General features: G+C 67.4%; 9 protein-coding genes. 1 reads left to right on the top strand and 8 read right to left on the bottom strand.

All coding sequences use genetic code 11. The features are described from left to right. Positions 1-46: 46 nt before the first annotated feature. From BM43_RS25140 to BM43_RS25110, 7 genes are all read right to left on the bottom strand, one after another. Positions 47-961: a 2-hydroxyacid dehydrogenase gene (locus BM43_RS25140; protein WP_036048500.1), complete on the bottom strand. Its 915-nt coding sequence runs from the start codon at positions 959-961 to the stop codon at positions 47-49. A 2-nt stretch (positions 962-963) separates the two neighbouring features. Beyond that, positions 964-1,743 carry a class II aldolase/adducin family protein gene (locus BM43_RS25135; protein ID WP_036048502.1) on the bottom strand — a complete coding sequence of 260 codons (780 nt, stop codon included), beginning with the start codon at positions 1,741-1,743 and terminating at the stop codon, positions 964-966. Between the two features lie 48 nt (positions 1,744-1,791). Next, positions 1,792-3,111, bottom strand: a complete 1,320-nt coding sequence (locus tag BM43_RS25130; protein ID WP_036048505.1) for an MFS transporter — start codon at positions 3,109-3,111, stop codon at positions 1,792-1,794. Positions 3,112-3,254: 143 nt separating this feature from the next. Continuing rightward, the gene (locus tag BM43_RS25125) at positions 3,255-4,430 is read right to left on the bottom strand and encodes a porin (protein WP_036048506.1); all 1,176 of its coding nucleotides are present in this window, start codon (positions 4,428-4,430) and stop codon (positions 3,255-3,257) included. Between the two features lie 285 nt (positions 4,431-4,715). After that, positions 4,716-5,741, bottom strand: coding sequence for a histone deacetylase family protein (locus BM43_RS25120; protein WP_036048507.1), 1,026 nt, complete (start codon positions 5,739-5,741; stop codon positions 4,716-4,718). Further along, positions 5,738-7,012, bottom strand: coding sequence for a Zn-dependent hydrolase (locus BM43_RS25115; RefSeq protein ID WP_036048508.1), 1,275 nt, complete (start codon positions 7,010-7,012; stop codon positions 5,738-5,740). Before BM43_RS25115 ends, BM43_RS25120 begins: the two co-directional genes overlap by 4 nt. A 63-nt stretch (positions 7,013-7,075) precedes the next feature. Then, positions 7,076-8,389: an MFS transporter gene (locus BM43_RS25110; protein WP_036048510.1), complete on the bottom strand. Its 1,314-nt coding sequence runs from the start codon at positions 8,387-8,389 to the stop codon at positions 7,076-7,078. 190 nt (positions 8,390-8,579) lie between these two features. On the opposite strand from BM43_RS25110, the gene BM43_RS25105 reads away from it, so the two are divergent. Then, a complete protein-coding gene (locus BM43_RS25105) occupies positions 8,580-9,536 on the top strand; it encodes a LysR family transcriptional regulator (protein WP_036048512.1) in 957 nt (318 codons plus the stop codon). A 118-nt stretch (positions 9,537-9,654) separates the two neighbouring features. Here BM43_RS25105 and rpoC read toward each other — a convergent pair whose 3' ends face one another. Beyond that, a complete protein-coding gene (gene rpoC / locus BM43_RS25100) occupies positions 9,655-13,917 on the bottom strand; it encodes a DNA-directed RNA polymerase subunit beta' (RefSeq protein ID WP_036028992.1) in 4,263 nt (1,420 codons plus the stop codon). Positions 13,918-13,937 lie beyond the last annotated feature (20 nt).

Genomic DNA, 13,937 nt, shown 5'->3' with positions numbered 1-13,937 from the left:
GCAGCAGCAGCAGGACACAAGGCAACGCCCTTGCCGCCAGGCCCGCTCAGTAGCCCAGCGCCGGATCGACCCGATTGGCCAGCGGCAAACCCTCGCGCAGACGCATCACGTTGTCCGCGATCTGCGCGGCGATCCGCTCGAAGCTGGCCACCGAGGCCATGTGCGGCGTGACGATCAGGTTCGGCGCATCCCAGAACGGATCGTCCTCGGGCAGCGGCTCGCGCTCGAACACGTCGATCACCGCGCCGCCGAGCCTGCCGTCCTCGAGCGCGGCCAGCACGTCCGCCGCGACCAGGTGCTCGCCGCGCCCCACATGGATCAGCTTCGCGCCGCGCGGCAGGCGCGCGAGCAGGCGCCGGTCGATCAGGGCGCGTGTATCGGCGGTGAGCGGCAGCAGGCAGACCAGCATCTCGCTGCCGGCCAGGAAGTCGTCGAGCTGCCCGGCACCGAAGGTCTCGATGCCATCGAGACGCTTGCGCTCGCGCGACCAGCCGCGCACGCGAAAACCCGCCCCGGCAAGCAGCCCGGCGACATGCCGGCCCAGCGCGCCGAGCCCCATCACGCCGATCGTGCGTGCCTGCGCCGCGACCTGCGGCTCGCGCAGCCAGCGCCGTTCGCGCTGGTTGGCGAGCACGCGATCGAAACCGCGATGGAAATGCAGCACGGCCCACATCGCGAACTCGCCCATGCCCTCGGCGTGGACGGGATCGACCACGCGGCACACGGGCACCGCGGGCAGCTCGGGATCGACCAGGATGTGGTCGACACCGGCGGCGATGCTGTGCACCAGCCGCAGCGAGGGCAGCCGCGCCAGCGCGCCGGCCGGCGGACGCCAGCAGACGGCGATCTCGGCATCGTGCCCGTCGGCGCCGACCACCTGCAGCCCGGGCAGGCGCTCGCGCAGCGGCGCGAACAGCGGCGACAGGTCGAACCCGTCGCTGAGAAAGGCGATGCGCGTCATGATCAGCTACGGTAGTCGGTCGCGCCGCCTTCGATGAGCCGCAGCGCGGCCTGCCATTGCAGCGCGATGATCGCGTCGGCTTCGTCGCGATCGAACTGCTCCGCCGTGAGTCGGCGCACCGCTTCGGGCGGCAGGATCAGCTCGGCGTTGCCGGCCAGCGCGCGCACCTGGATCTGGCAGGCGCGCTCCAGGAAGTAGATGTTCTGGAAGGCCGCCGCCACCGAGCGCCCGGCCGCGAGCAGCCCGTGGTTGCGCAGGATCATCGCGCTATGCGGGCCCAGGTCGCGAATCAGCCGTTCGCGCTCGCCGAGATCGAGCGCGATGCCCTCGTAGTCGTGATAGCCGATCCGCTCGTGGAACTTGAGCGCGTGCTGGCTGATCGGCAGCAGCCCGTGGCGTTGCGCCGAGACGGCCGAGCCGGCCGCCGTGTGCGTGTGGATCACGCAGCACAGGTCCGGGCGCGCCATGTGGATCGCCGAGTGGATCGTGAAGCCGGCCGCGTTGACGCGACGGCGCGCCGGGTCGCCATCGCCATTGGCGGCAGCGGGCTCGACCACGCGCCCTTCGGCGTCGATCCTGACCAGGTCGGAGGCGCGCATTTCATGGAACAGCACGCCGTAGCGGTTGATCAGGAAGTGATGCTCGGGGCCCGGCACGCGCGCGGTGATGTGCGTGTCGATCATGTCGGTCATGCCGAAGTGCGCGACCAGCCGATACAGCGCGGCGAGCTCGACGCGCGTCGTCCATTCGGCCTCGGGAGTCGGATGTGGTTCGGTGTGCATGGTGGTCGATGACAGGAAGAAAAAGGGACGAGACTGGATGCCCGCGCGTCACGCCGCCGGCACGGAGCCGGCCGCCGCCTCGTGCGCGGGCGCGAGACGGCGCTGGTAGCGCGCCAGCGCGACGATGCCGACCAGCGAGACGGCCGACAGCAGCGAGAAGAACATCGCGAGCGGCAGCCACTGGCCGCGGTAATGCTGCGCGAGCATGGTGCCGATCAGCGGGGTGGTGCCGCCGGCCACGGTCGCGCAGAGCTGGTAGGCGATCGAGATGCCGGAATAGCGCAGCGGGGTCGGGAAGGCGCGTGTCATGAAACCGGCGATCACGGCATAAACGGCCGACAGCACCACCACCGCCAGCGCGATGCCGAGCACGATCAGCACCGGCTGCTGGCTGTTGACGAGCGCGAACATCGGATAGGGCGTGAAGATCGACAGCAGCGCCGCCGCGCTCAGGAAGCGCGCATCGCCGAAACGCTGGGCCAGCAGCGCCGAGACCGGCTGCGAGGCGAGCTGGATCAGCGTGACCGCGAACAGGCAGTCGAGGATCAGCGGCTTGGGCATCTTCAGGAAGCTCGTCACGTAGGAGATCATGAAGGTGTTGGTGAAGAAGAAGCCGGCCGAGCCGATGGTGGTGGCCGCCGCGGCATAGACGATCGGCCGCCAGTAGCCGCGCAGCACCTCCCTGACCGGCGCCTTGGCGCGCCGGTTCTCGCGCCGGGCCTGCTCGAACTCTGGCGATTCGTTCACGCCGAGGCGCACCACCACGCCGGCCACCAGCAGCACGAAGCTGGCCAGGAACGGCAGCCGCCAGCCCCAGGCCAGGAAGGCCTCGTGATCGAGCGCCGAGACGGCGCGGAATGCGATCAGCGAGAGCAGCAGCCCGGCCGGGCTGCCCAGCTGCGGGAACGAGGCGAACAGCGTCTTGCGCCCGGGCGCGGCATGCTCGCTCGACATCAGCACCGCGCCGCCCCATTCGCCGCCGACCGCGATGCCCTGCACGATGCGCAGCAGAATCAGGATCACCGGCGCGGCCACGCCGATCGACGCATAGGATGGCAGCAGGCCGATGCCGGTGGTCGCCACGCCCATCAGGAACATGGTCAGGATCAGCATTTTCTTGCGGCCGAGCCGGTCGCCCCAATGACCGAACACGGCGCCGCTCAGCGGCCGCGCGACGAAGCCGACCGCGAAGGTCGCGAACGAGGCGAGCGTGCTGACGAACGGATCCGCGCTTGGGAAGAACACGCCGCCGAGCACCAGCGCGGCGGCCGTGGCGTAGGTATAGAAATCGTAGAACTCGATGGTCGTGCCGATGAAGGCCGCGAGCGCGGCGCGGATCGGCTGGCGTTGAGGGACGGTGGACGTCATCGGGGATCCTGGGTCGGGTTGCCGTGCATGCGGCCTTGCGGCGCCACGGCCTGCCACCTTTATCGGTGACCAATATCGGCTCGTAAAATGCCGAATTCTTATGCGGAGCATGAGCCGGATTCATGCTCCGCCCGGCGCCTCGCTCAGAACCGGTGCCGGATCCCGGCGACCGTGACGAGCTGGTGGCTGTTCGAGGACGGCGTGGCGAAGGCCACCGCCGCGACCGCCTTGCGACCCGTCGAGTCGGTGCCGCTGGCGAGCTGGTAGACGCTGACCGCGTAGAGGTCGGTGCGCTTGGAGAGCGAATAGTCGAGGCCGGCCTCGAGCTGGCTGTACTTCGCGCCCTCGCGACCGTTCACGCTGCTGCTCCTGGTCAGCGCGTAGGAGGCCGCCACCTGCAACGCCGGCGTGATCAGGTACTTCGCGTTCAGCTCGAAGGTATTGAAGGCGACGCTCGCGCCCAGCATCGCGCTGGCCGAGCCGCTCACGGCGGTGGCGCCGAGGTTCTGGAAACGCGTGTTGCTGTAGACGGCGCCGAAGGTCGCCGCGCCGAGCGTGTAGGTGCCGCCCGCATTGACGATCTGCTGCGAGCCGGCGCTGGCGTAGCCGCTGTAGACGGGGCTCGCCATGTTGCTGCCGCTCGCGCTGTCGTTGGCCTTGTTGCCGTACAGCGAGAAGTTCGGGTTACGCGCGAAGGTGTAGGCCGCGGCGGCCTTGAACGGGCCGCCTTGCCAACCTAGGCCGAAGCCGTAGATCTGGTTGCGCGAGCTGCTGCCGGCCACGCCGCCGAAACTGTAGAGCGCCTCGGCATTGAAGCCGGCCCAGGTCGGCGAGCTGTACTTCAGTGCGTTGTTGACGCGAAACGAGCCGTCGAGGTCGTCGAGATCGCCCGGATGCGCGCCGTAGCCGGCCCCCGACAGCGCCCAGTCCTCGCCCGCCTCGAAGATGCCGACCATCTCCGCATTCGGAAGGTACTGGCGCCCCGCCGTCAGCGTGCCCAGGCGCGAGGAGCCCAGGCCCACATAGACCTGGCGGCCGAACAGGTCGCCGTTCTGCCCGAGCGCGCCGGTCGAGCCGTTGAAGCCGCCTTCCAGCACGAACAGCGAAAACAGGCCGCCGCCGAGTTCCTCGCGGCCGCGCAGCCCCCAGCGGCTGCCCGATTCGTTGCCGCTCGTCAGCGCGTACTGGCGGCTGCCAGCCGCGTTGGTATTGATCGCGATACCCTGGTCGATGATGCCGTACAGCGTCACCGAGTTCTGCGCGTGGGCCAGGCCGTTGGCGCACAGCAAGGCGGCGCCGAGGCAAAGCGGTTTGTACATGGTGGACTCCCTGTCGTATGGTCGATGAGTCGATTCGCAGTGCGAAGCTGTGAATTCGTGAAATGGCTCGCACAGGCGGCCTGGGTGATTTATCCATCGCCGATATCGCTGCGTAAAATGCCGTTTACTCATCGTCAGTATTAATGGCGTTCATCCATCGATACCGCGCGACGCGCCTGAAAAAAACAAACGCGGCGCCGGGAGCATGAGCCTGCTCCCGGCGCCGCGTTTCCTTGCATCGAACCCCTGACGATCCGCCTCCGGCGGATCGCGTTCAACGCATCGCTAGCCTCGTGCCTCGCCGAACCCGCCGAAGAAAGCGCGCGCATTCGCCTCCAGGCTCTCCAGGTGATAACCGCCCTCCTGCACGATCACGGTCGGCAGGCCCAGCGCGCCCACCGCGCCGCCAAGACGACCGAAGCCCTCGGTGGTGACGGCCACCTTCGATTGCGGATCGTCGCGGTAGATGTCGAAGCCGAGCGCGAGCACGATCGCATCGGCTTCGAAGCGGCGCAGTACGCGCAGCGCATCGTCGACGCGTTCGAAGAACATCGCCTCCGAGGCGCCGTGCGGCATCGGCAGGTTGACGTTGTAGCCATCGCCCGCGCCGCTGCCGGTTTCCTCCTCGTAGCCGGCGACGACCGGGTAGAAGTTGGTCGGATCGCCGTGGATCGAGATGTAGAGCACGTCGTCGCGACCGTAGAAGATCTCCTGCACGCCCTGGCCGTGATGCATGTCGGTGTCGAGGATCGCCACGCGGCCGAAGCGCTGGCGCAGCGCCTGCGCGGCAATCGCGGCATTGTTCAGGTAGCAGAAGCCGCCCGCCGCATCGCGCCGTGCGTGATGGCCGGGCGGCCGGCACAGGCCCCAGGCCTCGCGTGCGCCGCCATTCACGGCCTCGGCCGCGGCCAGCGCGCTCTGCGCCGACCAATAGGCCGAACGCCAGGTCTGTTCGCCGACCGGGCAACTGCCGTCGGCCAGGTAGCGCGCCGCCTGGGCCAGCACGCCGCGCAGCGGGTTCGGCTCGCGCACGAAGATGTTCGACATCACCTCGTCGCCCCAGTCGTCGGGCATGCGCTTCCAGTCGCGATGCGCTTCCTCGAGAAAGCGCAGGTAGTTCATGTCGTGCACGGCCGCGATCGCCGCGGTACCGCGATCGGCCGGCGCCTCGACCGTGAAGTCCAGCGAGCCGGCGGCCGCCACCAGCCGCGCCGCGCGCTCCGGCACTTCCTGCGGCTCGCGCATCTGGCCGCGTGACAGATAGCTGCGCGGATGGTGCAACAGTTGCTCGGGATGGAAGAAGGTTTTCATCGGCTCTCCGACTCGTCGTTGATCGTGGCGGCGCTGCGCGCGCCGACGCGCGCGAGCACGGCCTGCAGCAGCACCTCGGCGCCGCGCGTCACGTCCTCGGGCAGTGCGTCCTCGGCTTCGTTGTGCGAAAGGCCGTCCACGCAGGGAATGAAGACCATCGCGGTCGGGCAGTGACGCGCGAGGTGGATAGCGTCGTGGCCGGCGCCGCTGACGATGCGCTGGTTCGAATACCCGAGTGCGTCGACCGCCTGCTGCACCAGCGCCACGCAGCTCGCGTCGAAGGGCGTGGCGGGGCTGCGCCAGTAGGTCGAGATCTCGACGCGCAGGCCGCGCTCGGCCGCGATCCGCTCGAACGCGGCGCGCAGTTCGCGCTCGATCGCATCGACCTCTGCATCCTCGTGATGGCGCAGGTCGACGGTGAACGCGAGCTGCCCGGCGATGGTGTTGCGCGAGGCGTTGGGGATCGTCGCCTGGCCGATGGTGGCCAGCCCGCGCGGCGCGTAGCTTGCGATGATGCGCTCCAGTTCGAGCGCCATCCGAGCGCTCGCGAACAGCGCATCCTTGCGATACGGCATCGGCGTGGTGCCGGCGTGGGCGGCCACGCCCGTCACCGTCACGTCGAGCCAGCGGATCGCCTGGCCGCCCGTCACCACGCCGATGGTGGTGCCGTTGGCCTCGAGCACCGGCCCCTGCTCGATGTGCGCCTCGAAATAGGCATCGATGCGTTCGCCGCCGATCGCGCGCTGCCCGCGATAGCCGCTGGCATCGAGCGCCTCGCCGAGCGTCACGCCGTCCGCGTCGCTCGTCGCCAGCGCGGCATCGAGCGGCGTCGCGCCCGTATAGACGGCCGAGCCGAGCATGGCGGGCGTGAAGCGGGCTCCCTCCTCGTTGGTCCACGAGACGATCTCGATCGGCTTCTCGGTGGCCTGCCCCGCATCGTTCAATGCGCGCACCAGTTCCAGCCCGGCCAGCACGCCGTAGACGCCGTCGAAGCGGCCGCCTTCGGGCTGCGTGTCGAGGTGGCTGCCGACCAGCACCGGCGCGGCTTCGGGATCGGTGCCGGCGCGCCGCGCGAACAGGTTGCCCACCGCATCGACGCTGACCGCCATGCCGGCTTCGCGGCACCATTGCGCGAAACGCTCGCGCCCACGCCGATCCTCGTCGGTGAGCGCCAGGCGCCGTACGCCGCCGCGCGCGGTCGCGCCGATTTCCGCCATCTCCATCAGGCTGCGCCAGAGGCGCGCGCCGTCCACCTTCACTTGCCTGTCCATTCGTTTTCCTGAGCGTTGTCCACAGCGAATCGTGTTGCCCGCCGGCTCGGCGCTGGCCTTGCCTCAGCCATGCGAGGTAAGCGCGTCGGCCGCGTCCTGGCGTGCTTCGCGTCGCGCGTCGAGCGCCACGATGCAAAGCAGCGAGATCGCCGCGAGGCAGGTATAGAACACCGCCAGCGGCCACCACTGGCCGCTGTAGCGATGCGCGAGCCAGGTGCCGACCAGCGGCGTGAGACCGCCCGCGATCGCGCCGCAGACCTGGTAGGCCAGCGAGATCGCCGAGTAGCGGATATGGGTCGGGAAGATGCCGCTGATGAAGCCGGCGATCACCGAGTAGAAGCTCGCCATGCAGATCACCGCCAGCGCGATGCCGATCACCATCGAGACGGTGCTGCCCTGCTGCACCAGCACGAACATCGGATAGGGCGAGGCCATCGCCAGCAACGCGGCCAGCTTGAGGAAGCGCGCCCCGCCGATCTTCTCGGCCAGCCAGGCGGCGCAGGGCTGCGACAGCAACTGGATCACGGCGACCACGAACAGGCAGTCGAGGATCATCGAGCGCGTCACGCCGACATACTGCGTGGTGTACGCGATCATGAAGGTATTGGTGAAGTAGACGCCGGCGATGCCGATCGTGTTGGCGCCAATGCCGAGCAGCACCAGGCCGCGCGCGGAACGGAACACCTCGGCGATCGGCAGCTTGGCGGTGCGCCGCGTCTCGCGCAGGCGGGCGAACTCGGGCGATTCGTTGACGCCGAGCCGGATCAGGATGCCGACCACCAGCAGCAGCGAACTCGCGAGGAAAGGCAGGCGCCAGCCCCAGGACAGGAAGGCGGCCTTGTCCATCGAGGTAACGGCGCGGAATGCCAGCAGCGAGAGGATCAGGCCGGCCGGGCTGCCGAGCTGCGCGAACGAGGCGAAGAAGGTGCGGCGCCCTTGCGGCGCGTGTTCGCCGGCCATCAGCACCGCGCCGCCCCATTCACCCCCCACCGCGATGCCCTGCACCACGCGCAGCAACACCAGCAGCACCGGGGCGAGCACGCCGAGCGTGGCGTAGTCGGGCAGCAGGCCGACGCAGACGGTGGCCGCGCCCATCATCATCAGGGTGGTCATCAGCGCCTTCTTGCGGCCGATCCGGTCGCCCAGGTGGCCGAACACGATGCCGCCCAGCGGCCGCGCGAAGAAGCCGACCGCGAAGGTCGCGAACGAGGCCATAGTGCTGACGAAGCGGTCGCCGGACGGGAAGTAGAGCTCGCCGAACACCAGCGCGGCAGCCGTGGCGTAGATGTAGAAGTCGTACCACTCGATCATCGTGCCGATGAAGGCGGCACTCGCCGCGCGAGCGGGCTGGCGGGCAGGGGTGGATTGCGGGGTCATGCTGGCTCCTGATGCGCCGGCAGGCCGCGCGGGCCCCGGGCGCGTTCGTCACGGGTCGGCGTGCCCGGTTCAGCGATCGACCGCGCACGGGGTCTTTATCGATAGCCAGAAAACATTAGTCAAATTTCAAGTTATTATTCACCGCATAATTGAAATTTATAGTTTGCCAGCGACCTGCCCGGACCTCACGATGCGCGCCGATTTCTCCCGCTTCCTCAACGATCGCCTCGACTGGAACCTGCTGCGCACCTTCCTGGTGATCATGCAGGAGCGCAGCCTGAGCCGCGCCGCCGCGCGCCTGCACGTGACGCAGCCGGCGGTGAGCCAGGCGCTCAAGCGGCTCGAGGAGGCGCTCAAGCACCGGCTGATCGAGCGGCGCGGGCCCTACTTCGCGCCCACCGCCGCCGGCGACGCGGTCTACCGGATCGCCAGCGACCTGTACGGCACCATCTCGCGGCTCGATTCCGAGCTCGACGACCGCGCCGACATCACCGGCGCGATCCGCCTGCTCAGCATCAGCCGCATCGAATCGCCGGTCTACGACGAATTCCTGGCCGAGTTCCACCGCACGCATCCGCGCATCGACCTGCAGATCGAGGTGATGCGCTCCTCCGACATCATTTCCTCGCTGCTGCAGAAGACCGCCACGGCCGGGCTCGGCCTGTGCCGCACGCCGCACGACAAGCTCGAGATGCGCCCCTTCCTGCGGCAGCGCTACGCGATCTTCTGCGGGCGCCATCACCGGCTGTTCGGCAAGTCCTCGCTGAGCATGGACGACCTGCTGGCCGAGAACTTCGTGTCCTTCACCAGCGACCAGCTCGGCGACAGCCTCTCACCGCTGACGGTGTTTCGCGACCAGCGCGGCTTCACGGGCCGCATCGTGGCCTCCTCGCCGAGCCTGGACGAAGTGCGGCGGCTGATCTTCTCGGGTTATGGCATCGGCTGCCTGCCCGAGCACATCGTGCGCGACGACCTCGCCCAGCAGCGGCTCTGGCGACTGCCGCCGGACGAGGGCCTGGTCGACGTCGACGTGCACCTGCTCTGGCATCGCGAGCGCAAGATGAACGCGGCCGACCTGGCCTTCCTCGAGAGCCTGGAGCGCCACATGCGACGCTATTCGTTCGCCGAGCGGCTCGGCGCGAAGTAAGCTTCGACGCCCGCACTGGCGCCGGCCGCCGCGAAAACGATGGACGAAAAAAAACCGCCCGGTCGAAACCGGGCGGTCTTGATGGCGGAGCCTGGAAGGCGGCTTGCGCCGCTCCCGCTTACTCCGCGCTCGGGTGCTGCTGCGACTCGACGGCGTCGGGCGTGTCGGCAGCCGGCGTTTCCGGGATACCGAACTCGAAGGCCTCTTCCGCCGCGATCTGGTCGAAACGCTCGCGATCCGAGACTTCCTTGGTCCGGCGTGCCTTGTGGAACGCCAGGCCGGTACCGGCCGGGATCAGACGGCCGACGATCACGTTTTCCTTCAGGCCGCGCAGATCGTCGCGCTTGCCCATGATCGCCGCTTCCGTCAGCACGCGCGTCGTTTCCTGGAACGATGCCGCCGAGATGAACGAATCCGTCGACAGCGACGCCTTCGTGATACCCAGCAGGATGTTCTCGTAGGTGGCCGGACGCTTGTCTTCCGCGATCATGCGATCGTTTTCGTCAAGCATGTCCGAACGCTCGACCTGCTCGCCCGGGATGAAGCGCGTATCGCCGTTGTCGGTGATCTGCACACGACGCAGCATCTGGCGAACGATCACCTCGATGTGCTTGTCGTTGATCTTCACGCCCTGCAGACGATACACGTCCTGCACCTCGTCGACGATGTAGCGCGACAGCGCCTCGATACCCTGCAGACGCAGGATGTCGTGCGGATCGGCCGGGCCGTCCACGATCATTTCGCCCTTGTTGACGACCTGGGCATCGTGGACCAGGACCTGCTTTTCCTTGGCGATCAGGAACTCGTGCTGGTTGCCCTCGAGATCCGTGATGACCAGGCGCTGCTTGCCCTTGGTGTCCTTGCCGAACGAGGTGGTACCCGTGACTTCGGCCAGGATGCCGGCATCCTTCGGCGAACGCGCCTCGAACAGTTCCGCCACCCGCGGCAGACCGCCGGTAATGTCACGCGTCTTCTGCGCTTCGGTCGGGATACGTGCGAGCACTTCACCCACCTGCACCTGCTGGCCGTCCTTCACGGTGATCAGCGCGCCGACCTGGAAGCCGATCTGCACCGAGTGCTCGGTGTTCGGGATCTTCACTTCCTCGCCGTTCGCGTCGAGCAGCTTGACCTGCGGGCGCACGCTCTTCGAGGCTTGCGAGCCGCGGCGCTTCACGTCGATCACGACGAGCGTCGACAGCCCCGTCACGTCGTCGATCTGCTTGGCGACCGTCACGCCTTCCTCGACGTTCTCGAACTTCACCGTACCGCCGTACTCGGTGATGATCGGGCGCGTCAGCGGATCCCAGGTGGCCAGTTGCGTGCCGGCCTTGATCACGTCGCCGTCGAGCTGCAGCAGCGTCGCGCCGTACGGGATCTTGTGACGTTCGCGCTCGCGGCCGAGATCGTCGGTGATCATGGCCTCGCCCGAACGCGAAATGACGATCTGCTCGCCCTTCGCGTTGGTGACGTAGCGCATGGTCGCCGTGAAGCGGACCGTACCGTTGCTCTTCGCCTCGACCGACGAAGCCACCGCCGCACGCGAAGCCGCGCCGCCGATGTGGAAGGTACGCATGGTCAGCTGCGTGCCCGGCTCGCCGATCGACTGCGCGGCGATCACGCCGACCGCCTCGCCGACGTTGACAAGCGAACCGCGGCCCAGGTCGCGGCCGTAGCAGGCAGCGCACAGGCCGTAACGCGTTTCGCAGGTCAGCGCGGTGCGCACGCGCACCTCGTCGATGCCGAGGCGTTCGATTTCCTCGACCGCCGTCTCGTCGAGCAGGGTGCCCGATTCGTACAGCGTTTCCTGCGTTTCCGGGTTGACCACGTCGGCCACGGCCACGCGGCCGAGGATCCGGTCGCGCAGCGCCTCGACGACTTCACCGCCTTCCACCAGGGCCTTCATGGCCACGCCGTTGCTCGTGCCGCAATCGTCCTCGACCACCACCAGATCCTGCGTGACGTCGACCAGACGACGCGTCAGGTAACCCGAGTTCGCGGTCTTCAGTGCCGTATCAGCCAGACCCTTACGTGCACCGTGGGTCGAGATGAAGTACTGCAACACGTTCAGGCCTTCGCGGAAGTTCGCCGTGATCGGCGTCTCGATGATCGAGCCGTCCGGCTTCGCCATCAGGCCGCGCATCCCGGCCAGCTGACGGATCTGGACCGCGGAACCCCGCGCGCCCGAGTCGGCCATCATGTAGATCGAGTTGAACGATTCCTGGCGCGTTTCCTTGCCGTCGCGATCGACCACCGGCTCCGTCGAGAGCTGCTCCATCATCGCCTTGCCGACCGCTTCCGACGTCGCCGACCAGATGTCGACCACGTTGTTGTAGCGTTCCTGGGCGGTGACGAGACCCGACATGTACTGGCGGTCGTATTCCTTCACCTTCTTCGCGGCATCGCCGACGATGGTTTCCTTCTGCGTCGGCACCAGCATGTCGTCCACGCAGATCGAGATACCGGCGCGCGTCGCGAGACGGAAACCCGACTGCATCAGCTGGTCGGCGAACACCACGGTCGCGCGCAGACCGCACTTGCGGAACGCGGTGTTGATCAGGCGCGAGATTTCCTTCTTCTTCAGCGGCTTGTTCAGCACCGAGAACGGCAGGCCGGCCGGCAGGATTTCCGACAGGATCGCGCGGCCGACGGTGGTCGCGTACAGCGAGATCTTCGGCACGAACTGCGGCGCGCCTTCCGACTTGTCCTCGTTGTGGACCATTTCGGTGATCCGCACGTTGACGCGCGAGGCCAGCTCGACTTCCTTGTTCTCGTACGCACGCAGGACTTCCGACACGCCCGTGAAGGACATGCCCTCGCCCTTGCCGTTGACGGCTTCGCGCGTCGCGTAGTACAGGCCGAGCACGATATCCTGCGACGGCACGATCGACGGATCGCCGTTGGCCGGGAACAGCACGTTGTTCGAGGCCAGCATCAGCGTGCGCGCTTCCATCTGCGCTTCCAGCGACAGCGGCACGTGGACGGCCATCTGGTCACCGTCGAAGTCGGCGTTGAACGCCGCGCAGACCAGCGGGTGCAGCTGGATCGCCTTGCCTTCGATCAGCACCGGCTCGAACGCCTGGATGCCCAGGCGGTGCAGCGTCGGCGCGCGGTTCAGCATCACCGGATGCTCGCGGATCACCTCTTCGAGGATGTCCCACACCACCGCCGTCTGGTTCTCGACTTCCTTCTTCGCGGCCTTGATGGTGGTGGCCACGCCCATCACTTCGAGCTTGTTGAAGATGAAGGGCTTGAACAGCTCGAGCGCCATCAGCTTGGGCAGGCCGCACTGGTGCAGCTTCAGCGTCGGGCCCACCACGATGACCGAACGGCCCGAGTAGTCGACACGCTTGCCCAGCAGGTTCTGACGGAAACGACCGCCCTTGCCCTTGATCATGTCGGCCAGCGACTTGAGCGGACGCTTGTTGGCGCCCGTCATCGCCTTGCCGCGACGACCGTTGTCGAGCAGCGAATCGACCGCTTCCTGCAGCATGCGCTTTTCGTTGCGCACGATGATCTCCGGCGCCTTCAGCTCGAGCAGACGCTTCAGACGGTTGTTCCGGTTGATCACGCGGCGATACAGGTCGTTCAGGTCCGAGGTCGCGAAACGGCCGCCGTCGAGCGGCACCAGCGGACGCAGCTCCGGCGGCAGCACCGGCAGGACTTCGAGGATCATCCACTCGGGCTTGATGCCCGAGCGCTGGAATGCCTCGAGGACCTTCAGACGCTTCGCGTACTTCTTGATCTTCGCTTCGGAGCCGGTGTTCTTGAGCTCGGTGCGCAGCGTCTCGACCTGTTCGTCGATGTTGATCGCGCGCAGCAGCTCGCGAACGCCTTCCGCGCCCATCTCGGCGCGGAACTCGTCACCGTATTCCTCGACCTTGTTGTAGTAATCCTCCTCGGTCATGATCTGCCGCGCCTTCAGCGGCGTCATGCCCGGTTCGATCACCACGTAGGCTTCGAAGTACAGCACGCGTTCGATGTCGCGCAGCGTCATGTCGAGCACCATGCCCAGACGCGACGGCAGCGACTTCAGGAACCAGATGTGCGCGACCGGCGAGGCCAGCTCGATGTGGCCCATGCGCTCGCGGCGCACCTTGGCGAGCGTCACTTCGACGCCGCACTTCTCGCAGATCACGCCGCGGTGCTTCAGGCGCTTGTACTTGCCGCACAGGCACTCGTAGTCGCGGATCGGCCCGAAGATCTTCGCGCAGAACAGACCATCCCGCTCCGGCTTGAAGGTGCGGTAGTTGATGGTTTCCGGCTTCTTGACTTCGCCGAACGACCAGGAGCGGATCTTGTCCGGCGAGGCCAGACCGATCTTGATCGCGTCGAAGACTTCTTCCTGTTGGACTTGCTTGAATAGATCGAGCAGAGCTTTCATTGCTTTCTCTCCGTAGTCCG

Origin of the sequence: Burkholderia gladioli (assembly GCF_000959725.1) — a bacterium.
GTDB lineage: Bacteria > Pseudomonadota > Gammaproteobacteria > Burkholderiales > Burkholderiaceae > Burkholderia > Burkholderia gladioli.
Note: the sequence above shows the minus strand (reverse complement) of the source record. Positions and strands in the feature narration are given on the sequence as shown.

Bases quoted from the DNA above. Each gene is read 5' to 3' on its own strand.
- BM43_RS25140 (WP_036048500.1), bottom strand. From the start codon at position 961: ATGACGCGCATCGCCTTTCTCAGCGACGGGTTCGACCTGTCGCCGCTG.
- BM43_RS25135 (WP_036048502.1), bottom strand. From the start codon at position 1,743: ATGCACACCGAACCACATCCGACTCCCGAGGCCGAATGGACGACGCGC.
- BM43_RS25130 (WP_036048505.1), bottom strand. From the start codon at position 3,111: ATGACGTCCACCGTCCCTCAACGCCAGCCGATCCGCGCCGCGCTCGCG.
- BM43_RS25125 (WP_036048506.1), bottom strand. From the start codon at position 4,430: ATGTACAAACCGCTTTGCCTCGGCGCCGCCTTGCTGTGCGCCAACGGC.
- BM43_RS25120 (WP_036048507.1), bottom strand. From the start codon at position 5,741: ATGAAAACCTTCTTCCATCCCGAGCAACTGTTGCACCATCCGCGCAGC.
- BM43_RS25115 (WP_036048508.1), bottom strand. From the start codon at position 7,012: ATGGACAGGCAAGTGAAGGTGGACGGCGCGCGCCTCTGGCGCAGCCTG.
- BM43_RS25110 (WP_036048510.1), bottom strand. From the start codon at position 8,389: ATGACCCCGCAATCCACCCCTGCCCGCCAGCCCGCTCGCGCGGCGAGT.
- BM43_RS25105 (WP_036048512.1), top strand. From the start codon at position 8,580: ATGCGCGCCGATTTCTCCCGCTTCCTCAACGATCGCCTCGACTGGAAC.
- rpoC (WP_036028992.1), bottom strand. From the start codon at position 13,917: ATGAAAGCTCTGCTCGATCTATTCAAGCAAGTCCAACAGGAAGAAGTC.